Here is a 21,183-nt window from a genome sequence, read left to right on the forward strand (position 1 = left end):
CACTGCCATGTCCGAAGTCGCCAACGAAGCGTCGCGTCGCCGCACCTTCGCCATCATTTCCCACCCTGACGCCGGCAAGACCACGCTGACCGAAAAGCTGCTGCTGTTCGGGGGCGCGATCCAGATGGCCGGTTCGGTCAAGGGCCGCAAGGCTGCCCGCCACGCCACCTCCGACTGGATGGCGCTGGAAAAGGAGCGCGGCATCTCCGTCACCTCCTCGGTGATGCAGTTCCCGTATGAAGGCAAGATCGTCAACCTGCTCGACACCCCCGGCCACGCCGACTTCGGCGAAGACACCTACCGCGTGCTGACCGCGGTGGACTCGGCGCTGATGGTGATCGACGTGGCCAAGGGCGTGGAAGAGCGCACCATCAAGCTGATGGAAGTGTGCCGCCTGCGCGACACCCCGATCATGACCTTCATCAACAAGCTCGACCGCGAGGGCAAGGACCCGATCGAGCTGCTGGATGAAGTGGAAACCGTGCTCGGCATCCAGTGTGCGCCGGTCACCTGGCCGATCGGCATGGGCCAGCGCCTGAAGGGCGTGGTCCACCTGCTGACCGGCGAAGTGCACCTGTACGAACCGGGCCGCAACTTCACCCGCCAGGACTCGACCATTTTCCCGTCCATCGATGCTCCCGGCCTGGCCGAGAAGATCGGTGCACAGATGCTGGCCGACCTGCGCGACGAGCTGGAACTGGTGCAGGGCGCCAGCCACCCGTTCGACCTACAGGCCTACCGCGAGGGCAAGCAGACGCCGGTGTTCTTCGGCTCGGGCGTCAACAACTTCGGCGTGCAGCCGCTGCTGGACTTCTTCGTCGAACACGCACCCGCACCGCAGGCGCGCTCCACCACCGGCCGCGAGATCGCCCCGGAAGAAAACAAGCTGACCGGCTTCGTGTTCAAGATCCAGGCCAACATGGACCCGCAGCACCGCGACCGCGTGGCCTTCATGCGGGTCTGCTCGGGCCGCTTCAGCGCCGGCATGAAGACCTTCCACGTGCGTACCGGCAAGGAAATGAAGCTGGCCAACGCGCTGACCTTCATGGCCAGCGACCGTGAGATCGCCGCCGAGGCGTGGCCGGGCGATGTGATCGGCATCCACAACCACGGCACCATCTCCATTGGCGATACCTTCACCGAAGGCGAAGCGGTCACCTTCACCGGGATCCCCAACTTCGCCCCGGAACTGTTCCGCCGCGCCCGCCTGCGCGATCCGCTCAAGCTCAAGCAGCTGCAGAAGGGCCTGGCCCAGCTGTCCGAGGAAGGCGCGACCCAGTTCTTCCGCCCGCTCACCAGCAACGACCTGATCCTGGGTGCCGTCGGCGTGCTGCAGTTCGACGTGGCCGCCTACCGCCTGAAGGACGAGTACGGCGTGGAAGCCACCTTCGAGCCGGTGAGCGTGACCACTGCGCGCTGGGTCCACTGCAGCAACGAGAAGAAGCTGGAAGAGTTCCGCGAGAAGAACGCGCTGAACCTGGCGCTGGATGCCGCCGGGCACCTGGTCTACCTGGCGCCGACCCGGGTCAACCTGCAGCTGGCCCAGGAACGCTCGCCGGATGTGCGCTTCTCTGCCACCCGCGAAGCGGCGCATACCGTTTCGGCAGGCTGATGCCACGGGGTCGGATCCCTTTCCGGCAGGAAAGGGCTCTGACCCCAGCCAACGCAAGGCAGACATTCACCCACCATACGGTGACAGGCGTGCACGCATCGCCCATCGCGGCGATGATAGGGGGGTGCGGGTCCCCCTCCCCGCGAACAATGCCTACGCCATGTCCACGACGTCCATTGCTTCGATCCGTGAAGAAATCGCCAGTGCCCTGACCCATGGCCTGGGCGCGGTATTCGCCCTGGCCGCCAGCGCGGTGTTGATCACCCTGGCGGCGATCTACGGCGACGGCTGGCAGCTGGCCAGCGCGATCGTATTCGGTATCGCGCTGTTGCTGCTGTACACCGCCTCCACGCTGTACCACGCCATCCAGCATCCGGCCGCCAAGGGCCGGTTGAAGGTGTTCGACCATTGCGCGATCTATGTGCTGATCGCGGGCACCTATACCCCGTTCACCCTGATCGGCCTGCGCGGTCCGTGGGGCTGGGGCCTGTTCACCGCGATCTGGGCGCTGGCGCTGGGCGGCGTGGTGTTCAAGCTGTTCTACACCGGCCGCTTCAAGGTGCTCTCAACGGTGATCTACATCGCCATGGGCTGGCTGGTGGTCGTGGCGATCAAGCCGATGTGGGCCTCGATCGATGGCGGCACCCTCACCTGGCTGTTCGCCGGCGGCCTGTCGTACACGCTGGGGACCTATTTCTACCACCGTGAATCGATCCCGTACTCGCATGCCATCTGGCACCTGTTCGTGATCGGCGGCAGCGTCTGCCACTTCGTCGCGGTCACCATGCAGGTGCTGTAAACGGCCGCTCGACGGCAGCGCGTGCACACCATGCACATGGTCGCTTCGCGCCCTGTCCACGAAGAGGGGGCAACCATGGCAGCGTGAATGCTGCCGCCTCCCCTGCCGCAAAGCGCACGCCCCGCTGGCGCCTCCGCCGCCCCGGCCCACGAGGCCGGCGCTGGCTCACGATCCTGATCTTCCTGCTGGCGGCGATCCTGGTACTGATCGCGTTGTGGGACTGGAACTGGTTCAAGGGGCCGGTGGAGCGCGCGGTGCAGGCACGCACCGGCCGCGTGCTGCACATCGGGAACCTTGATGTCGACCTCGGCCGCACCAGCACGATCCGCGCCGATGCGGTCACCTTCGCCAATGCCAGCTGGGCGAAACAACCCGATATGGCCAGCGCCGACCGCGTCGAGATCGACGTACGGGTCTGGCCCCTGCTGCGCGGCAGCGTGCAGCTGCCCGAAGTGCGCCTGACCCGGCCGGACGTGCTGCTGGAAACCGCCCCGCGCAAAGGCGAACCGGGCAACTGGGATTTCCTCGGTGACAGCGCCGGCGGGACCAGCCCCCAGCTCAAACGGCTGCGCGTCGATGACGGTCGCCTGCAGTTCCTCGATGCGCTCGGCCGCACCGATATCCGCGTGGACGTGCGCAGCGGCCAGCCGAAACAGGCCGACGCGGCGCCACCGCTGCTGGTGCAGGGCAAGGGACGCTGGCAGGGCAATCCGTTCACCCTGCGCGGTGGTACTGAATCACCGCTGGAGCTGACCGACAGCGGCCACCCGTTCCGCATCCACCTCGACGGTCGCGCTGGCGCCACCCACGCCGTCGCCAGCGGCACATTGACCAATCCCTTCCAGCTGCGCGTGTTCGACCTGCAGTTCGCGCTCAGCGGCCAGGACCTGGCCGACCTCTACCCCTTGCTCGGCATCGCCATTCCGCCGTCCCCACCCTACGCGTTGAATGGTCGGCTCAAGCGTGACCACGACCTCTGGCGTTACGAGCAGTTCACCGGCAAGGTCGGCGACAGCGACCTCGGTGGCAACCTGCAGTTCGAAGTGGGAGGCGCGCGCCCGCGACTGACCGCCACGCTGGAATCCAGACGCCTGGACTTCGATGACCTGGCCGGCTTCGTCGGTGCGCCACCGAAGACCGGCGGCGGCGAAACCGCCAATGCAGAGCAGAAGGCCGAGGCCGCACGGCTCGCCGCGCGAGCGCGTGTGTTGCCGGACACGCCCTACAACCTCGGCAAGCTGCGTGCGATGGATGCCGACGTGCGTTGGAAAGCCCACCGCATCAACGCGCCGTCATTGCCATTGGACGACATGGATGCACACCTGTTGCTGGATGACGGTGTGCTGCGGCTGGACCCACTGAACTTCGGCGTCGCCGGCGGCGACATCCGCAGCACGATCCGCATGGACGCGCGCCAGCCGCAGATCAGTACCGCGCTGAAGGCCAGTGTGCGCGGCGTGCAGCTTGGCCAGTTGTTCCCCGACGCCAAGCTGGCCGAACAGGCCAAGGGCGGCATCGGCGGCGAGGTAGACCTGAGTGGCCGCGGCAATTCGATCGCCGCGATGCTCGGCAGCAGCAGCGGCAAGGTCGGCCTGGCAATGGGCCGTGGCCATGTCGGCAACCTGGTGATGGAACTGGCCGGCCTGGACATCACCGAGTCGCTGAAATTCCTGGTGACCGGCGACAAGCAGATCCCCCTGCGTTGCGCCTTCGCCGACTTCGGCGTGCGCGACGGCCTGATGACCAGCCAGGCGCTGGCGGTGGATACCACCGACACGATCCTCATCGGCGAAGGCACGGTCAGCCTGCGCGACGAGAGCCTGGACCTGCTGTTGAAGCCACGCCCGAAGGACAAGAGCATCCTGGTGCTGCGCTCGCCACTGCACATCGCCGGCACTTTCAAGGACCCGTCGTTCCGCCCGGACTTCAAGGCGCTGGGCATCCGCGGCGCGGTGGCCCTGGCACTGGGCAGCATCGCCCCGCCGGCGGCATTGCTGGCAACCATCGAACTGGGGCCGGGCAAGGATGCCGACTGCGGGGGGCAGTATGCGAAGTAGGGTTACAGCGTTGTTCGCGGCGCCTGCATTGATGGTGGCTTGAGGGGGACGGGTGACGCAGGCAGGACACGCCGCAAGTACGTCCCTGTAGGCTCGATGGCGCCATCCATGGCGCCAACGGTCCTGCCTGCCTCACCCGTCCCCCTCCTGACAGTTTCCTGCGCGCGCGGAACGAGAGCGGAAATTCAAAGTCAAAAAAAAAAGCAAAGTCAAAAGCTGTTGCCAACCAAGGTTGGCGGCTACCAAAGGCGAGGCACCGCGCATGTACGCACCGCGCTCGCGGAAATGTTTCCAGAGGCGGAGGGCATGGGCGTGCAGGACCGTTGGCGCCATGGATGGCGCCATCGAGCCTACAGGGACGTACTTGCGGCGTGTCCTGCACGCCCATGCCCTCCGCCTCTCCGACGTATCAGGAAGGCGCCGCTTCTGCTTCTGCACTTGCTGTTGGCGGGCCGGCGGGCCGCAGGCCCGCCAGCGAACACCTCACCCCGCCACGATGTACTGCTGCAGCTGGTCCAGCTCACGCCGCTGCGCATCAATCACCGACTTCACCAGGTCACCGATGGAGATCACCCCCAGCACCTGCGCGCCCTCCACCACCGGCAGATGGCGGATGCGGTAGTCGGTCACCAGTTGCAGGCAATGCTCCACCTGCTCACCGGGCGACACCGTCACCACCTGCGCCGTCATGATCTCCGCCACCGCGGTATCGCGCGATGAACGATCACGCAGCACGATCTTGCGCGCGTAGTCACGCTCGGACAGGATCCCGACCAGCCGCGGCCCGTCCATCACCAGTACCGCACCGATGCCCTTTTCCGCCATCAACCGGATCGCATCGATCACCGCCGCGTCCGGCGCGACCGCATGTACTTCAGGAGACTTGCCATCCAACAGTTGCCGTACCGTCGTCATCTGCCTGCCCTCCGAGGGTGGGTTGCAGGGCCGAGTCTGCCACGGCGGATGCTAGCCACGCGTCAACCAGGTACAACGGCCGCTGCTTGGACTCTTCGTACAGCCGCCCCAGGTACTCTCCCACCAGCCCCAGCGCGATCAACTGCACTCCCCCCAGGAACAGGATCACCGCCATCATCGTCGGCCAACCCGCCACCCGGTCGCCATACAGCGCCGCCTTCACGATCACCCACAGGCCGAACACGAACGCGACTGCGGCGGTTGCCAGTCCCAGGTAGGTGGCCGCCCGCAGCGGCACAGTCGAGAAGCCGGTGATGCCTTCGAGGGCGAAATTCCACAGCCGCCACAGGCTGAATTTGCTGGTGCCGGCCACGCGCGCGTGGCGGTGATAGGGCACGGCAATCCGCTTGAAGCCTACCCAGCTGAAAAGCCCCTTCATGAAACGGTGGCGCTCACGCATCCCGCGCAGGGCGCTCAGCGCGCGCGGGGACAGCAGGCGGAAATCTCCGGTATCGGCCGGAATCGGCGTACGCGACAGGCGACCCATCACCCGGTAGAACATCGCTGCCGTGGCGCGCTTGATCCAGGACTCGCCATCGCGGGCCATGCGCGTGCCGTAGACGTTGTCATGGCCCTCGCGCCAGCGCGCGACGAATTGCGGCACCAGCTCCGGCGGGTCCTGGCCGTCGGCATCGAGGATCATCGCTGCCCCCTCGTGCACCAGATCCAGGCCCGCGGTCAGCGCCGCCTCCTTGCCGAAGTTGCGCGACAGCTTCAGCGCCGAGACGCGCGCATCAGCCTGGGCCAACCCCGCGATCACCTCCCATGTGCGGTCATGACTGCCGTCATCCACATAGAGGATGTGGCCGTCGATGTCGGGCATGCCGTCCAGCACCGCGCACAGCCGTGGATGCAGCAGCGGTAATGCCAGGGCCTCGTTGTAGGCGGCGATGACAAAAGTGAGCCGTTCGCGGGTCATGCCCGGATTGTACATTGCCGGCCAGGCGCACGACCCGTCGCCCGCCGCTCACGCCACGCCTGCCTCAGTCCTCCGACAAGTATGACGCGCCTCCCAGCTGGCGCGCCTGGCGCTGGATCCATGCGGCGCGCCGCTGCACATACGGCCCCGGTGCGGCCGCGTTGTAGCGTCGCGGTGCCGGCAGTACCGCCGCCAGTCGCGCACTCTCGGCCGGGCTCAACCGGGCCGCGTCCTTGCCCCAGTATTTCTGGGCGGCCGCCTGCGCACCGTACACACCATCACCGAACTCGGCGATGTTGGCGTACATCTCCAGGATGCGCTCCTTCGACCACAGCGCCTCGATCAGCACCGTGTACCAGACTTCCAGGCCCTTGCGGATCCAGCTGCGGCCCTGCCACAGGAACAGGTTCTTGGCCACCTGCTGGCTGATCGTGCTGGCGCCACGCAGGCGCCCTCCCCTGGCGTTATGGTCGCGGGCCTTTTCGATGGCCTGCAGATCGAAGCCATTGTGGTCGGGGAAGCGCTGGTCCTCGGCCGCCACCAGCGAGATCGGCAGGCTCGGCGCCATCTGGTCGAGGTCGCGCCACTGGTAATGCAGCCGATAGGACCAGTCCGCCTCGCCCAGCGCCTCGCCGTAGCGCCACAGCATCACCGTGGACACCGGCGGGTCGATGAAGCGCAGCACCAGCACCTGCAGGCAGCTGAAAGCAGCCAGCAGCACCGGCAGCCACAGCAGCCGCCTCCAGCGCCAGCGCCGCCGGCGCGGCGCGGCCACCTCCGCCACTACCTTGTGCTGCTCTCCCGCTGCCCCCATTACTGGTGCATCCTTCTTCTGTCTGGTTGTCGGCGCATTATCCGGCAACCGCCCCCGTTTACGCGCGATGTGAGCCGATGACCGCCAACTCCGATTCCCTGATCCGTTTCCTGCTCCCCGACGCCGGCGTCCGCGGCGTGCATGTGCACCTGCAGGCCACCTGGCAGGAAATCCTGTCCCACGCCGTGTACCCGGACGCCGCTGCCGAGCTGCTCGGCGAGGCCTGTGTCGCCTCGGCCCTGTTCACCGGCCACACCAAGATCGACGGCCGCCTGTCAGTGCAGCTGCGCAGCAGCACTGCCCTGCGCACCCTGTTCGCCGAATGCACCGCGGGCGGCACCCTGCGTGGCATCGCCCAGCTCAGCGAAGGCGCCGACGCGCCGCGTGACCTGTCCAGCCTCGGCGATGACGCCATCCTCGCCATCACCATCGAGAACCCCGGCCTGGACCCGCGCGAGCCGCAGCGCTACCAGAGCCTGGTCGCGCTGACCGCGCCGGAACTGGACGAGGCCTTCGAGGACTACTTCCGCCAGTCGGAGCAGCTGCCCACCCGCCTGCTGCTGGCGGCCGACCGCAACGGTGCCGCCGGCCTGCTGCTGCAGAAACTGCCGGGCGACGAAGGCGACGAAGATGGCTGGGCGCGCGCCAGCGCCCTGTTCGAGACCCTGGGCAAGGCCGAACTGCTGGCGACCCCGGCCGAGCAGCTGCTGCACCGCCTGTTCCACGAGGAGCGGCCGGAGCTGCTGGGTGAAAAGCCGCTCTCCTTCGCCTGCTCCTGCTCGCGCGAGCGGGTGGCCGGCATGCTGCAGTCGCTGGGGGAAGAGGAGGCCCGAGCGGCCGCCGAGGACACTGGCGCCGTCGAGGTGCGTTGCGAATTCTGCGGACGCGAGTATCACTTTCCATTGACGGAGTTCGGCATACTGTTCCACGGCGCCCAGGGGGCTGTACCGGCGCCTGAACGACTTCAGTGAACGGCAGTCTTGTACCTGGGGAGGATCAAGGCTTGTTAAGAATTCATAAACACCCTAGGATCGAGTTCCCGTCCCCACGGGAACTTCCGTTGTCTGTCCCTGTCTGAACTGGTCCGATGCGTACCTTCCTGCGTCTACCGCTGGCCCTGCTGATCGCCCTTGGCGCGATCACGGGCGTGCATGCGCAGAGCAAGGACACCCGCACCGTGCTGCCGGTCTGGAACAAGGGCAGCGGCAAGGTCGAGGCGCTGCTGTACCTTGAGCCGACCGGCGAACAGGCGGCCGGCGCCCGCTGGCATTTCGGCCGCAACTCGCTGGACGCGGCCTTTGGCCTGTCCTCCGGCGATTCGCTGGGCCTGCTCTGCAACAGCAGCAGCGGCACCAGCATCAGCGGTCTGGCCAGCCATTGCATGCTGGCCAGCCTGGGCGACGAGGATGATCTGAACAGCCGTCGTTTCAGCGGTACCGCCGCGCTGAACCGCGGCAACAGCCGCCTGGGCATTACCGCCGGCACTGGCCGTGAAACCCTGCCCGCCTGGTTGTCGGGCCCGAACAAGACGCCCTCGCTGCGTGCCGAGCAGAACGATCTGACCGTGTTCGCGCAGAAGAACATCGGTCGCGAAGGCTTCGTCTCCATTGCCGGTACCTACGCCAAGGCGCGCCTGGTTCCGCTGGCCGACGCCTCGCCGGCCATCGTCGATCGCTGGGACAGCAAGAGCCTGAGCATCGGCGCCGGTTACGGCAACTTCACCGGCAGCATCATCGGCCGCGTGGTCGACGTCCCGGGCAAGCCCGGCAAGTGGGAAGGCCTGGGCATCGGCCTGACCTGGCGTACCCCGTGGTCCGGCCAGCTCACCGTCGGCGCCGAGAATGTGATCAGCCGCGGCAAGAATCCGTTCTCCCCGCGCAACGAAAGCAACGACGACGGCACCGTGCCGTATGTGCGTTACGAACAGGATCTCTGATCCCGGTAAACAGGCTCAGCAACGATATTCCCAAAGGCGCCGAAAGGCGCCTTTTGCATGTGCAAGCCTGCCGCGCACTTGTGTAACCGGTATCGCCGCTGGGCGATGAAGCGCTGCGCACCGACATAGTGAGATACATTTCAATCGAAACTTTTTTCATCATTCTGCGTTAACAAACGAGGCAGAGCGCCCTGACCATGCCGGTAAACTATTGAGTGGCATGGGAAAAGCGCATCTTTACCAAAATCACAGGCTTGATTAACACAGCTTTAATTCTTGGCGAACGCCCGTTACTATCGGGTCAGCCTCGCGATTTGGGAGCGCTTTTTCGCTCCCCCGCCGGGCATTAACCCCAGCCAAGATTTCTTGGAGAGAGAGAGCCAATGAAACTCAAGTCCAGCCAGCTGCGTGACGCAGTTGTGATCGCGCTTGTCGCCGGTGCCACCACCGCGACGGCGCACGCCCAGGAAGCCACCAACCTCGACCGCATCGAGGTCACCGGTTCGCGCATCCGTCAGGTCGATACCGAAACCGCCCAGCCCGTTCTGAGCATCAGCCGCGCTTCGATCGAGAAGAGCGGTTTCAAGACGGTCGCCGACGTCCTGCAGAACATCGCCGCAGCCGGCAGCCCGGCCATCAGCCGTTCCGAGCCGCTGTCCTCCGGTGAAGCCGTCGGTGGCTTCTACATCGACCTGCGCAACCTCGGCGCCGAACGCACCCTGGTGCTGGTCGACGGCAAGCGCCTCGGCGCCAGCGTCAGCGGCCTGCAGGACGTGTCGCAGATTCCGTCGGCCATCGTCGAGCGCATCGACGTCCTGAAGGACGGCGCGTCGTCGATCTACGGCTCCGACGCGATCGCCGGTGTGATCAACATCATCACCCGCAAGAACTTCCAGGGCCTGGAAGCCAACGCCTACGTCGGCCAGTACGGCGAAGGCGACGGCCAGAAGACCAGCTACGACTTCGTGGCCGGCTTCACCGGTGACCGCGGTTCGATCACCATCGGCGCCGAGTACGCCGAAGAAAAGGAAGTGTGGGCCAAGGATCGCTGGTTCAGCCGTTATCCGCGCACCACCTTCCACCCGGCCCAGAACTGGAGCCCGGTCAGCCAGTGGGGCACCATCATCGATCCGGATACCGATGACTGGCTGGTGCTGAACCGCGGTGGCGACTACCGCGACGTCAACCAGTACCACGACCAGGACTTCGCCGGCATCACCGGTGACACCAGCAACTCCAATACGCAGATGCACCTGCTGACGCCGACCAAGCGTCGCTCGGTGTTCGCCAACGTCCAGTACGACCTGACCGACAACATCCGCTTCGTCTCCGACCTGCTGTACACCCGTCGTGAGTCGCAGGCCCAGGTCGCAGGCTATCCGTTGCAGTCGGCGTCGTATGAGCGCCTGGGTGCCAAGTGGGATGCCGACAGCTACTACAACCCCTTCGGCAAGGACATGGGCTTCATGCGCCGTGGCTGGGAAGTGCCGCGCCTGTCGACCAACAAGCTGACCACCTTCCGCTTCACCGGCGCCCTGCAGGGCAGCTTCCAGTTCAATGACAAGTACTTCGACTGGGAAGCCGGCTACATCTACCAGAACTCGGAGAACCAGCAGAGCCAGACCGGCAACTACAACGTGCTGGCGGTCAATGCCGCCACCGGCCCGTCGTTCTACAACCCGGCCACCGGCCGCGTCGAGTGCGGCACGGCAGCAGGCCTGGTCGATGGCTCCAACCCGATCTATGGCCCGGGCGCCGGCGGCTGCCTGCCGTGGAACCCGGCCATTCCGTACGGCCGTACCGGTGACGGTGGCCTGACCGGCAACCCGGATCTGCAGCAGTTCCTGTTCCCGACCACCAAGAACACCGGTGAAGTCACCACCAAGACCTACTACGCGAACATCGCCGGCAGCCTGTTCACCCTGCCCGCCGGCGACCTGGGCTTCGCGCTGGGTTACGAGTACCGCGAGGACAAGGGTTCGTACAATCCGGACGCCCTGTCGCAGACCGGCTACTCGACCGACCTGGCCGCCGGCCCGACCGGTGGTGGTTACGACGTCAACGAAGTCTATCTGGAGCTGAATGTTCCGATCCTGGCCGACCTGCCGGGTGCCAAGGAACTGAGCTTCAACGCCGCGACGCGCTACTCGAAGTACAGCACCTTCGGCAACACCACCAACAACAAGTTCGGCCTGAAGTGGAAGCCGATCGACCAGCTGCTGGTGCGTGCGACCTACGCCGAAGGCTTCCGTGCGCCGACCATCGACAATCTGTACGGTGGCAGCTCGCAGACCTTCGCGTACTTCACCGATCCGTGCGATACCGACTTCGGTTCGACCGGCCAGCCGGGCGTCGCTGCCCGTTGCGCCGCGGCCATCGGCCCGACCGCCAGCACCTTCCGCCAGCTGCGCCAGGGCTACGTGCCGGCCAGCGGTCCGGATGAGCAGACGCCGGACCCGTTCAACGCCGTCTCCAACCCGAACCTGACTCCGGAAAAGTCCAAGTCCAAGACCGTTGGCCTGGTGTGGAGCCCGACCTTCGCCCAGGGCCTGAACATGAGCCTGGACTGGTGGAACATCAAGATCACCAACACGATCGTCACCGACAGCCCGGATGACCAGCTGAACGACTGCTACGTGCTTGGCATCGCCGAGCGCTGCAACTCGTTCACCCGTGATCCGAACCGTCACAACGTGATCAACCTGACCTACGCACCGCGTAACGCCGGTTACCAGGAAACCGAAGGCTTCGACTTCGACGTGGCGTACCGCTTCGAGACCGACAGCTGGGGTACCTTCAACGCCAACCTGCAGAACAGCTACGTCACCAAGAACGTGCTGAAGACCACCAATGCGCAGCAGGTGCCGGTGTCGATCCTCAACGGCTTCGGCAGCAACTTCCGCCTGCGTTCGAACCTGGTGCTGGGCTGGGAGCGTGGCGACTGGGGCGTGACCTGGGGCACCCGTTACTTCTCCAGCGTCAAGGAGCGTTGCTACTACAGCGACGAGTGCAGCCTGCCGGACTTCGGTTCGCCGGATCCGGTGCGCGACCAGCCGATGAACAAGCGTGGTTCGACCATGTTCCACGACGTCCAGGTTTCCTGGAACGCACCGTGGAATGCGACCATCGCCGTCGGCGCACGTAACGTGTTCGACCACTACGGCCCGCAGATGTACTCGGCACCGAACTCGCAGTTCTCCTACTACGGTGGCTACGACATCGGTCGCTTCATGTACATGCAGTACAAGCAGAAGTTCTGATCGGCACTCTGATCAGCTGATGCAGCAACGGCCCCGCAAGGGGCCGTTGTTCTTTGTGCGCCATGGACGGAGGCTGGCCGGCGCGCAACAAAAAAGGCCGCGGTGTCGCCGCGGCCTTCCTTCGACATCATTCCCGGGCGCTCATCCGTTCGGAATCAGCGTCTCGATCAGATGCTCGACGTACGCTTCGAAATCCTCGCGTGCCTGCTTGGGCTGCTGCAGCTGCAGCGACAACTGCAGGAAGCCGACATAGGCGGCATAGGCCAGGCGCGCGCGATGGCGTGCATCGGTCGAGCTGAGGCCCGCCTGGCGGAACGAGGCGACCAGATAATCGAGGCGGCGCTGCGAGACGCGGTCGATCACCGGCCGCACCATCGGATGATCCAGTGCCTTCAGCAGCTCGCTGTAGATGATGTGCGGCTGCACTTCATGCGCCACCATCTGGAACAGCTGGCGCAGGCGCACGCGCGGATCCGGCACGTCTTCCAGGCTGCCGAACACCTGTTCCTGTTCGAACAGTTCCCAGCGCTCCAGCGCCGCCTGCAGCAATGCATCGCGCGAAGGGAAATGCCAGTAGAAACTGCCCTTGGTGACGCCGAGCCGCCGTGCCAGCGGCTCCACCGCGACGGCGCCGACACCTTGTTCAGCAATCAGATCGAGGGCCGCCTGGGCCCAGTCTTCGGCACTCAGGCGGCTGTTGCGGCCGGCGCGCGGTTCGCCGGCGGAAGCGTCAGGTTGATTCATGGGCTGATTTAACCATACGCCGGGGTTCGTTGCAGTACGCGGTTGCGGTCGAAACCGTCGCAGCCTCCCAGGCGAGGTCCATTCAGGGGACTTCCGCAGCGCACCATACCGTGCAGTATTGACTTCCCCCCGAACCGATCCATACTAGCAAGTATGGTTACGTCCCCACCTCCCGCTGCGTTCCATGACCTGCGCCTGGACGCCGCCCATGGCGCCCGCCTGGCCGCCACCGCCAGCGACCATGGCCGGCGCGGCCGGGTGCTGTTCGCGCATGGCTTCGGCCAGACCCGCCACGCCTGGAATGCCACTGCCCGCGCACTGAATGCCGCCGGCCTGCAGACGCTGGCCTACGACGCCCGCGGCCACGGCGATTCGGACTGGAATGCCGCCAACCTGCCCTATCACGGCGAACAGTTCGCCGATGACCTGATCGTGCTGGCCGGCGAGCAGCCGCGCCCGCCGGTACTGGTTGCCGCATCGATGGGCGGGCTGTTCGGCCTGCTGGCCGAGTCGCGCTGGCCCGGCCTGTTCTCGGCGATGGTGCTGGTCGACATCACCCCGCGCTGGGATACCGCCGGCGTCGAGCGCATCCTCGCCTTCATGACCGCCCATCCCGACGGCTTCGCTTCGCTGGCCCAGGCCGCCGACGTGATCTCGGCGTACATGCCGCACCGTCCGCGCAAATCCGAGCAGTCGCTGCGTGCGCTGCTGCGCGAGGACGGCCGCGGCCGCTGGCGCTGGCACTGGGATCCGCGCCTGGTGGCCGAACTGGCCCGCGACAGCGAACAGCACCAGGACGCACTGGCCGAGGCCGCGCGCCAGGTGAAGTGCCCGCTGCTGCTGGTCAGCGGCGGACGCAGCGACCTGGTCACGCCGCAGACCGTGGCCGAGTTCCTGGCGTTGGCGCCGCATGCGCGCCATGTGCAGCTGCCGCAGGCCACCCATATGGTCGCCGGCGATGACAACGACGCCTTTACCGCTACTGTGTTGGACTATCTGGACGTGTTGCCCGCAGCGGACGCTGCGGCTTCGTCCGCCACAAACGAGCACGTCACCGGAGCACGCTCATGAGCATCGTTCTTCCCTTCCTCGCCCTGCTGCTGGCAGGCGCGTTCGTCGCCTACCACCGCATGCGGCTGGTTACCTGGACGCTGATCAGCGTGGCCCTGCTGGCTGCCTGCTGGTTCATTCCCTACGTCAACCAGACCGCCACGATCGTCGCGGCCGCCGTGTTGGCCGTCATCGCCGTGCCGCTGCTGCTGCCGTTCATCCGCAAGCCGCTGCTGACCGGCCCGATGATGAAGGTGTTCCGCAAGGTGCTGCCGCCGCTGTCGCAGACCGAGCGCATCGCACTGGAAACCGGTTCGGTCGGTTTCGAGGGCGAACTGTTCACCGGTGATCCGGACTGGAACATCCTGCTCAACTATCCCAAGCCGCAGCTGACCGCCGAGGAACAGGCCTTCCTCGATGGCCCGGTGGAAGAGCTGTGCGCGATGGTCAACGACTGGGAAATCACCCACGTCCATGCGGACCTGCCGCCGGAACTGTGGGCCTTCATCAAGAAGAACAAGTTCTTCGGCATGATCATCCCGAAGGAATATGGCGGGCTGGGCTTCTCCGCACTGGCCCACCACAAGGTGATCCAGAAGCTGGCGTCGGTGTCTTCGGTGGTCAGCTCCACCGTCGGCGTGCCCAACTCGCTGGGCCCGGGTGAACTGCTGGTGCATTACGGCACCCAGGAACAGAAGGACCAGTACCTGCCGCGCCTGGCCGATGGCCGCGAAGTGCCCTGCTTCGGCCTGACCGGTCCGTTCGCCGGCTCCGACGCCACCTCGATCCCGGACTACGGCATCGTCTGCAGGGGCGAGTGGAACGGCGAGCAGGTGCTCGGCGTCAAGCTCACCTTCGACAAGCGCTACATCACCTTGGCCCCGGTCGCTTCGCTGATCGGCCTGGCGTTCCGCATGTACGACCCGGATGGCCTGATCGGCGATACCCGCGACATCGGCATCACCCTGGGCCTGCTGCCACGCGACACCGCCGGCGTTGAAATCGGCCGTCGCCACTTCCCGCTGAACTCGACGTTCCAGAACGGCCCGATCCGCGGCAAGGACGTGTTCATTCCGCTGACCCAGCTGATCGGTGGCGCGGCCATGGCCGGCAAGGGCTGGAACATGCTCAACGAGTGCCTGGCCGTGGGCCGCTCGATCACCCTGCCGTCCACCGCCAGTGGTGGTGCCAAGGCCGGTGCCGCGGTGACCGGCGCCTATGCGCGCATCCGCAAGCAGTTCGGCCTGTCGGTCGGCCGCTTCGAGGGCGTGGAAGAAGCGCTGGCCCGCATCGGCGGCAAGGCGTACAAGATCAGTGCGCTGTCGCAGGCCACCGCCGCCGCGGTTGACCGTGGCGACGTGCCGTCGGTGCCGTCGGCGATCGCCAAGTACCACTGCACCACCATGAGTCGCGAAGTGATCTCGGACATGATGGACGTGATCGGCGGCAAGGGCATCATCCTGGGGCCGCGCAACTTCGCTGGCCGCAGCTGGCAGGCCGCGCCGATCGCGATCACCGTGGAAGGCGCCAACATCATGACCCGCAGCCTGCTGATCTTCGGCCAGGGTGCGATCCTCTGCCACCCGTGGGTGCTGAAGGAAATGAAGGCCGCGCAGGATCCGGATACCCGCGCCGGCCTGCAGGACTTCGACCGCAGCCTGTTCGGCCACATCCGCTTCGGCATCTCCAATGCCGTGCGTTCGTTCTGGTTCGGCCTGACCGGCGCGCGCTTCGGTGCCGCCCCGGGCGACGCCTATACCCGCCGCTACTTCCGCAAGCTGGACCGCTACTCGGCCAACCTGGCGCTGATGGCCGACATCTCGATGATGACCCTCGGCGGCAAGCTGAAGTTCAAGGAATCGCTGTCCGGCCGCCTGGGCGATGTGCTGAGCCACGTCTACATGACCAGTGCCATGCTCAAGCGCTACCACGACGAAGGCGCACCGCAGGCCGACCAGCCGCTGCTGGCCTGGGCCTTCCATGACAGCGTGCACAAGATCGAAGAGTCGCTGTCGGCCGCACTGCGCAACTTCCCGATCCGTCCGATCGGCTGGCTGATGTGGGCACTGATCTTCCCGCTGGGCCGTCGTGCCGAGGCTCCGGGCGATCGCCTGAGCCGTCGTGTCGCCGCCCTGCTGATGGCGCCGAATGAAGCCCGCGACCGTCTGGCCAGTGGCGTGTTCCTGACCCCGTGCGAGAACAACCCGGGCGGCCGTATCAACAGCTACCTGAGCAAGGCGATCATGGCCGAGCCGGTGGAGCGCAAGTTCCTGAAGGCGCTGAAGAGCAAGGGCATCGAGGCGCTGGACTTCAAGGCGCAGCTGGACGAAGCCGTGGCCGAGGGCGTGATCACCCAGGATGAGCGCAGCCTGCTGGAAGAGCTGCGCACGCTGACCCTGGACACCATCACCGTGGACGACTTCGACACCCACGAACTGCGCGCGGCCAGCTACTACGACCGCCAGCACAAGGACCCGCATTCGCAGGCAGCCTGATCGCCCGCGACACGCGTTGCTTCGACGGCGGGCCTCGGCCCGCCGTCGCTTTATCCGCCGACCGGAATACCCACCATGTCCACGCCCCTGCTCTCGCTTTACCACCGGCTGCAGCGCTGGCCCGCCGGCACCTGGCTGTTCTCGCGCGCGGTGTGCTTCAAGGCGCCCTACTTCGCCAGCATCGCGCCACGCATCACCCGCCTGGAACACGGCCGCTGCGAAGGCACGCTGGCCGACCGCCGCAGGGTGCGCAACCACATCGGCACGGTGCACGCGATCGCGATGTGCAACCTGGCCGAACTGACCGCCGGGTTGATGGTCGATGCATCGCTGCCGAAGGGCATGCGCTGGATCCCGAAGGGGATGCAGGTGCAGTACCTGGCCAAGGCACGTGGCACGCTGCAGGCGGTGGCGTTGCCGGCACAGCCGATTGTCGTCGCGGCCGAGGGCTATGCGCTGCCGGTGACGGTGAGCGTGCGCGACCGTGCGGGCACGGAGGTGTTCAGCGCGGTGATCGACATGTGGTTGTCGCCGGCGAAGTAGGTCCCCGCGAACGGCGCAGCCCCTCGTGGGTGGACGGTTGATCGCGGAAAGCCCTGGTTAGGCTGGGGACGGTGGGTTCGCGGGGGACGCCGTGAACCCATCCCTGGGGGCTTGGCCGCGGCATCCATGCCGCGGACACCCCCGCGAACCCACCGCCCCCAGCCTCGGACGCATCTCTGCGGCGTCCACCCACGCAAGAGAAAAAAGAAGGGCAGAAGCAAAAGCAAAAGCGGCCCACCGGCCGCTTTTTGCTGTTGCTGTTGCTCTTGAACTTCTTTTTCTTCTCCGTGGCTGGCCGCGCCCTGAAACTGTCAGGGGTGTGGCGGGTGGGCCGTTCAGGGGCGTTGGCGCCATGGATGGCGCCATCGAGCTTACATGGACGTACTTGCAGCGTCCCCTGCACGGCCCACCCGCCACCCCCAACACATGACCCGCTCCACGCGACCAACCCACGAGGGGCTGCGCCGTTGGCTGGAAACTACGCCAGCGCGCGAAACACCAACGCCAGGATCGCCGGCACCGCCTGGATCATGAAAATACGGCGGCTCACGCTGTACGCGCCATAGCACCCCGCCACCACCACGCAGGCCAGCGAGAACGTCACCAGCACCGGCTGATCGATCACCAGCCCCACCACGATGCCTGCCGCCAGGAAGCCGTTGTACAGGCCCTGGTTGGCCGCCAGCACGCGCGTGGCCCCGGCCTTCTCCGGCGTGTTGCGGAAGGTCTTCAGGCCCAGCGGGCGGGTCCACAGGAACATCTCCAGGACCAGGAAATAGACGTGCAGCAGTGCGACCAGCAAGGTCAGGGCGAGTGCGATCCAGTACATGTGCGGTTCCTTGGACAGGGAAGGAGAATGGGGTCAGCGCCCTATCCCCGCGGGAAAAGGCTCTGACCCCGGCAAATCAACGGTCGCGCGGCAGCTTCTTTTCTTCGCGCAGCACGCCGAATGCAGCCAGGGTCATGAAGCCGGCCACCAGCACGCCGCCGATGAACACCACGTGCGAGCCGAACAGGGTCAGTGCCTTGTGGATCCAGGTGAACCCCAGGTCCGCGCCGCGGTACACCACGGTGTCGATCGCCGCGCCGGCCTTGTAGCGCCACTGCCGGTCCACGCGCGTGTAGATGGTCTCGCGCGCCGGCTTGGCCAGTGCGAATTCGCTGGCGCGGGTCATCACCTGCACCACCGCGACCATCAACGGCATCGGCGAGGCTGCCAGCACCGAGAAGCCGATCAGGATCGCGAAACCGGGAATCAGCAGCGCCGGCGCGATGCCGTGGCGCGACAGCAGCCAGCGGGTCAGGCCCACCTGCATCAGCAGCGCCAGCGCGTTCACCGCCAGGTCGATGCGCGAGAAGAACGCGGTACTGGCCGCCGGGTCGGTAAACGCCGCGCGCACGATGCTGGCCTGCTGGTTGTACAGCAGCGTGCCGACGCCCACGCCGAACACCACCATCACCGCCAACCAGCGCAGCAGCGGCTCGCGCACGATCAGTTTCAGGCCGTCCAGCACGCTGCCGCCCATCGGTTGCTCGCCGGACACCAGTTGCTGCTCGCGTTCGCGCAGCACCGCCCAATGCCGCAGCCGCCAGATGCACAACAGGCACACGACCAGGAATGCTGCCGAGACCAGCATCAGGTTGGCGATGCCCACGCGCTGGGCCAGCGCGCTGGTGATCAACGGGCCGAGGAACGCGCCAACGGTGCCGGCCGCACCGATGTAGCCGTAGTAGGCACGCGCCTGTGCGTTGGAGAACACGTCGGCCATGAAGCTCCAGAACACCGCCACCGCGAACAGGTTGAAGACCATCACCCAGAGGAAGAAGGCCATGCCCCGCCCTGGCACGTGACTGTCGAACAGTGCGTAGAACCCCAGCAGGGTGACGATGAAGAAGCCGTACACCATGGGAAGGAACACACGGCGCGGGAAGCGGCTGACCAGCCAGCCGTACACCGGCTGCAGCACCAGCATGATCACGAACACGCAGGAGAACAGGAACTGCAGGACGAAGTCCTTCAACGCGATGCCATGGCTGGCGAACCAGGTGATCAGCACGGGCGGGAACACCGTTTCCAGGTCCGCCGAGGCGGCCATGGCCTCACGCACCGGGCGCAGCACGTAGTAGCCGCTGAGCAGGCAGAAGAAGTACAGGAACGACCACCACAGCGCCGGCGACTCGCGCAGCGCCGCCGCCAGGCCCTGCAGCGGCCCCTTGCCCGATGCAGCGCTCATGCAGCGCCCCTCGCCCACAGACGGCGGTTGGACAGCAGCATGGCAGGCTCCGGGGCGGTGAAGCGCGTACGTTAGCCAATGCACTGCAACATCGCCAGCGTGACGCGCCCTCGCGCCTGCGGACGGACGCGACGACCGGCCTGGACGACACGTTCCGATACACACTTTCGGGGCGTCAAAATTCCAACTTTTTCAACAAGATGCGCATTCATCTTCGCTTTGTTTGTGCACAGGGGAAAAGCGGCGCTAGAATCGCCATCAGCAGTCGCGCACGGGTCCAACCGATGAAAAAGAACAGCCTGCGTCGTCCGATCCGTTCGGCGGCCACCGGTTTGCTGGGCATGTTGATGCCCGTTGCCTTGTCCACCACCGCGCAGACACCGCCGGCGTTGCCGCCGATGCCGACCAACATCGAATCCGCGACGGCTGCCACCGTCGCCCACACCCAGCCTGCGGCCTACCGCACCGGTCTGGTGCCGCGCGTCCAGGCGCCGGCGGCTGGCTTCAACGTCGCCAACATCGAATCGATGGCGCAGCAGCTGACCTATGGCGAGCGCGTGCCAGGCATGGCGGTGGCGATCGTGCAGGGCGGCCGCATTCTCAGCGCGCGTGGCTATGGCGTCACCGACGTCAACAACCCGCTGCCGGTCGATGCGCACACCGTGTTCCGCCTGGCCTCGCTGTCCAAGGCCTTCGCCGGCACCATGGCCGGCCTGCTGGTCAACGACGGCACGCTGCGCTGGGACAGCAAGGTCACCGACTACGTGCCGGGCTTCCGCCTCAATTCGCCCGAAGCCACCGACCGCCTGACCGTGGCCGACGTGCTCAGCCATCGCGTCGGCCTGCCGTACAACGCCTACGACCGCGACATCGAAGGCAACGCCGAGTACTACGCGCTGACCCAGAAGCTGGCCAACACCAGCCTGAAATGCCTGCCGGGCGACTGCTACGCCTACCAGAACGTGGCCTTCAGCCTGATCGGCGACGTGGTCTATGCGGCCTCGGGCAGCTTCTACGAGCAGTCGGTCGAGCGCCGCATCTTCAAGCCGCTGGGCATGAATGATGCCAGCCTCGGCCTGGCCGGCATCCAGGCCAGCTCGCGCTGGGCGCGTCCGCACGTGCGCAGCCGCAACGGCTGGGTCTCGCTGACGCCCAAGCCCACCTATTACCGCGTCGCTCCGGCGGCTGGCGTCAACGCCAGCGCCAGCGACATGGCGCAGTGGCTGCTGGCCCACACCGGCCATCGCCCCGACGTGCTGCCGGCACCGCTGCTGGCCACCCTGCATTCAAGCCTGATCAACACGCCGGGCGAGATGCGTTCGGGCTGGCGCCGTGAGCGCCTGCACTCGGCGGGCTACGCATTGGGTTGGCGTACCTTCGACTACGCCGGCCACGACGTGGTGTTCCATGCAGGTGCCGTGCAGGGCTATCGCGGCCTGGTCGCGCTGGTGCCGGAACGTGACCTCGGCATCGCCATCCTCTGGAATGGCGAAAGCGGCCTGCCCAGCGGCCTGCTGCCGACCGTGCTCGACTCGGCGCTCGGCCTGCCGGCGCAGCGCTGGCTGGACGTGGACACCGACTTCGGCAGCGACAACCTGATGGCCGAGGGCGCAAGCCCGGCGCAGCAGGACAAGCGCAAGGGCAAGGGCGCCTCGGGCAACCGCGCGGTGGCTTCGCCGCGCTGACCAGGCGGGCTCGACCGTGTGTGCGAAGGGCGGCCCATCGGTCGCCCTTTTTGTTGGCCG

The 21,183-nt window shown here is 66.3% G+C and carries 16 protein-coding genes; 10 read left to right on the plus strand and 6 right to left on the minus strand.

The window, feature by feature from the left end:
- Positions 1-7: 7 nt before the first annotated feature.
- From AC5QAB_RS02525 to AC5QAB_RS02535, 3 genes are all read left to right on the plus strand, one after another.
- Positions 8-1,612: a peptide chain release factor 3 gene (locus AC5QAB_RS02525; RefSeq protein ID WP_014648065.1), complete on the plus strand. Its 1,605-nt coding sequence runs from the start codon at positions 8-10 to the stop codon at positions 1,610-1,612.
- Between the two features lie 160 nt (positions 1,613-1,772).
- Positions 1,773-2,411 (plus strand): PAQR family membrane homeostasis protein TrhA, encoded by a 639-nt coding sequence (gene trhA, locus AC5QAB_RS02530; protein WP_049404938.1) that lies wholly within the window; start codon positions 1,773-1,775, stop codon positions 2,409-2,411.
- An 83-nt stretch (positions 2,412-2,494) separates the two neighbouring features.
- Positions 2,495-4,468, plus strand: coding sequence for an AsmA family protein (locus AC5QAB_RS02535; protein WP_032955910.1), 1,974 nt, complete (start codon positions 2,495-2,497; stop codon positions 4,466-4,468).
- A 483-nt stretch (positions 4,469-4,951) separates the two neighbouring features.
- Here AC5QAB_RS02535 and AC5QAB_RS02540 read toward each other — a convergent pair whose 3' ends face one another.
- From AC5QAB_RS02540 to mtgA, 3 genes are all read right to left on the minus strand, one after another.
- A complete protein-coding gene (locus AC5QAB_RS02540) occupies positions 4,952-5,383 on the minus strand; it encodes a CBS domain-containing protein (protein ID WP_012511858.1) in 432 nt (143 codons plus the stop codon).
- The gene (locus AC5QAB_RS02545; RefSeq protein ID WP_014648068.1) at positions 5,343-6,362 is read right to left on the minus strand and encodes a glycosyltransferase family 2 protein; all 1,020 of its coding nucleotides are present in this window, start codon (positions 6,360-6,362) and stop codon (positions 5,343-5,345) included. Before AC5QAB_RS02545 ends, AC5QAB_RS02540 begins: the two co-directional genes overlap by 41 nt.
- 64 nt (positions 6,363-6,426) lie before the next feature.
- Positions 6,427-7,176 carry a monofunctional biosynthetic peptidoglycan transglycosylase gene (mtgA, locus tag AC5QAB_RS02550; RefSeq protein ID WP_481479260.1) on the minus strand — a complete coding sequence of 250 codons (750 nt, stop codon included), beginning with the start codon at positions 7,174-7,176 and terminating at the stop codon, positions 6,427-6,429.
- A gap of 77 nt (positions 7,177-7,253) precedes the next feature.
- Here mtgA and hslO point away from each other — a divergent pair, with 77 nt between their 5' ends.
- From hslO to AC5QAB_RS02565, 3 genes are all read left to right on the plus strand, one after another.
- Positions 7,254-8,147 carry an Hsp33 family molecular chaperone HslO gene (gene hslO / locus AC5QAB_RS02555; RefSeq protein ID WP_014648070.1) on the plus strand — a complete coding sequence of 298 codons (894 nt, stop codon included), beginning with the start codon at positions 7,254-7,256 and terminating at the stop codon, positions 8,145-8,147.
- 116 nt (positions 8,148-8,263) lie between these two features.
- Positions 8,264-9,112: an XOO1806 family protein gene (locus AC5QAB_RS02560; protein WP_014648071.1), complete on the plus strand. Its 849-nt coding sequence runs from the start codon at positions 8,264-8,266 to the stop codon at positions 9,110-9,112.
- A 383-nt stretch (positions 9,113-9,495) separates the two neighbouring features.
- Positions 9,496-12,372, plus strand: coding sequence for a TonB-dependent receptor plug domain-containing protein (locus AC5QAB_RS02565; protein ID WP_014648072.1), 2,877 nt, complete (start codon positions 9,496-9,498; stop codon positions 12,370-12,372).
- Positions 12,373-12,513: 141 nt separating this feature from the next.
- On the opposite strand, the gene AC5QAB_RS02570 is transcribed toward AC5QAB_RS02565, so the two are convergent.
- Positions 12,514-13,116 (minus strand): TetR/AcrR family transcriptional regulator, encoded by a 603-nt coding sequence (locus AC5QAB_RS02570; RefSeq protein ID WP_005418411.1) that lies wholly within the window; start codon positions 13,114-13,116, stop codon positions 12,514-12,516.
- 153 nt (positions 13,117-13,269) lie between these two features.
- On the opposite strand from AC5QAB_RS02570, the gene AC5QAB_RS02575 reads away from it, so the two are divergent.
- The 3 genes from AC5QAB_RS02575 (at position 13,270) to AC5QAB_RS02585 (ending at position 17,204) form a co-directional block, all read left to right on the plus strand.
- The gene (locus AC5QAB_RS02575) at positions 13,270-14,187 is read left to right on the plus strand and encodes an alpha/beta fold hydrolase (RefSeq protein WP_014648073.1); all 918 of its coding nucleotides are present in this window, start codon (positions 13,270-13,272) and stop codon (positions 14,185-14,187) included.
- Entirely contained in the window at positions 14,184-16,661 is a 2,478-nt protein-coding gene (locus AC5QAB_RS02580; protein ID WP_046432033.1) for an acyl-CoA dehydrogenase, read from the plus strand. The genes AC5QAB_RS02575 and AC5QAB_RS02580 overlap by 4 nt, the downstream gene beginning before the upstream one ends.
- 75 nt (positions 16,662-16,736) lie before the next feature.
- Positions 16,737-17,204 (plus strand): hotdog fold domain-containing protein, encoded by a 468-nt coding sequence (locus AC5QAB_RS02585; RefSeq protein ID WP_014648075.1) that lies wholly within the window; start codon positions 16,737-16,739, stop codon positions 17,202-17,204.
- A 478-nt stretch (positions 17,205-17,682) separates the two neighbouring features.
- On the opposite strand, the gene AC5QAB_RS02590 is transcribed toward AC5QAB_RS02585, so the two are convergent.
- On the minus strand, positions 17,683-18,033 hold the full coding sequence (locus AC5QAB_RS02590) for a DUF1304 domain-containing protein (RefSeq protein ID WP_014648076.1): 351 nt from the start codon (positions 18,031-18,033) through the stop codon (positions 17,683-17,685).
- A gap of 76 nt (positions 18,034-18,109) precedes the next feature.
- The gene (locus AC5QAB_RS02595; RefSeq protein ID WP_032960854.1) at positions 18,110-19,438 is read right to left on the minus strand and encodes an NTP/NDP exchange transporter; all 1,329 of its coding nucleotides are present in this window, start codon (positions 19,436-19,438) and stop codon (positions 18,110-18,112) included.
- 284 nt (positions 19,439-19,722) lie between these two features.
- Here AC5QAB_RS02595 and AC5QAB_RS02600 point away from each other — a divergent pair, with 284 nt between their 5' ends.
- On the plus strand, positions 19,723-21,123 hold the full coding sequence (locus AC5QAB_RS02600; RefSeq protein WP_032960851.1) for a serine hydrolase domain-containing protein: 1,401 nt from the start codon (positions 19,723-19,725) through the stop codon (positions 21,121-21,123).
- The last annotated feature ends 60 nt before the right edge of the window (positions 21,124-21,183 follow it).

This window comes from Stenotrophomonas sp. YJH_SMC_127 (assembly GCF_059372445.1).

What these genes read in the sequence shown, in the direction of transcription:
- AC5QAB_RS02545 (WP_014648068.1), bottom strand. Translation starts at nt 6,362, where the DNA reads ATGACCCGCGAACGGCTCACTTTTGTCATCGCCGCCTACAACGAGGCC.
- AC5QAB_RS02590 (WP_014648076.1), bottom strand. Translation starts at nt 18,033, where the DNA reads ATGTACTGGATCGCACTCGCCCTGACCTTGCTGGTCGCACTGCTGCAC.
- AC5QAB_RS02565 (WP_014648072.1), top strand. Translation starts at nt 9,496, where the DNA reads ATGAAACTCAAGTCCAGCCAGCTGCGTGACGCAGTTGTGATCGCGCTT.
- AC5QAB_RS02575 (WP_014648073.1), top strand. Translation starts at nt 13,270, where the DNA reads ATGGTTACGTCCCCACCTCCCGCTGCGTTCCATGACCTGCGCCTGGAC.
- AC5QAB_RS02540 (WP_012511858.1), bottom strand. Translation starts at nt 5,383, where the DNA reads ATGACGACGGTACGGCAACTGTTGGATGGCAAGTCTCCTGAAGTACAT.
- mtgA (WP_481479260.1), bottom strand. Translation starts at nt 7,176, where the DNA reads ATGGGGGCAGCGGGAGAGCAGCACAAGGTAGTGGCGGAGGTGGCCGCG.
- AC5QAB_RS02600 (WP_032960851.1), top strand. Translation starts at nt 19,723, where the DNA reads ATGAAAAAGAACAGCCTGCGTCGTCCGATCCGTTCGGCGGCCACCGGT.
- trhA (WP_049404938.1), top strand. Translation starts at nt 1,773, where the DNA reads ATGTCCACGACGTCCATTGCTTCGATCCGTGAAGAAATCGCCAGTGCC.
- AC5QAB_RS02560 (WP_014648071.1), top strand. Translation starts at nt 8,264, where the DNA reads ATGCGTACCTTCCTGCGTCTACCGCTGGCCCTGCTGATCGCCCTTGGC.
- hslO (WP_014648070.1), top strand. Translation starts at nt 7,254, where the DNA reads ATGACCGCCAACTCCGATTCCCTGATCCGTTTCCTGCTCCCCGACGCC.
- AC5QAB_RS02580 (WP_046432033.1), top strand. Translation starts at nt 14,184, where the DNA reads ATGAGCATCGTTCTTCCCTTCCTCGCCCTGCTGCTGGCAGGCGCGTTC.
- AC5QAB_RS02525 (WP_014648065.1), top strand. Translation starts at nt 8, where the DNA reads ATGTCCGAAGTCGCCAACGAAGCGTCGCGTCGCCGCACCTTCGCCATC.
- AC5QAB_RS02595 (WP_032960854.1), bottom strand. Translation starts at nt 19,438, where the DNA reads ATGAGCGCTGCATCGGGCAAGGGGCCGCTGCAGGGCCTGGCGGCGGCG.
- AC5QAB_RS02570 (WP_005418411.1), bottom strand. Translation starts at nt 13,116, where the DNA reads ATGAATCAACCTGACGCTTCCGCCGGCGAACCGCGCGCCGGCCGCAAC.
- AC5QAB_RS02585 (WP_014648075.1), top strand. Translation starts at nt 16,737, where the DNA reads ATGTCCACGCCCCTGCTCTCGCTTTACCACCGGCTGCAGCGCTGGCCC.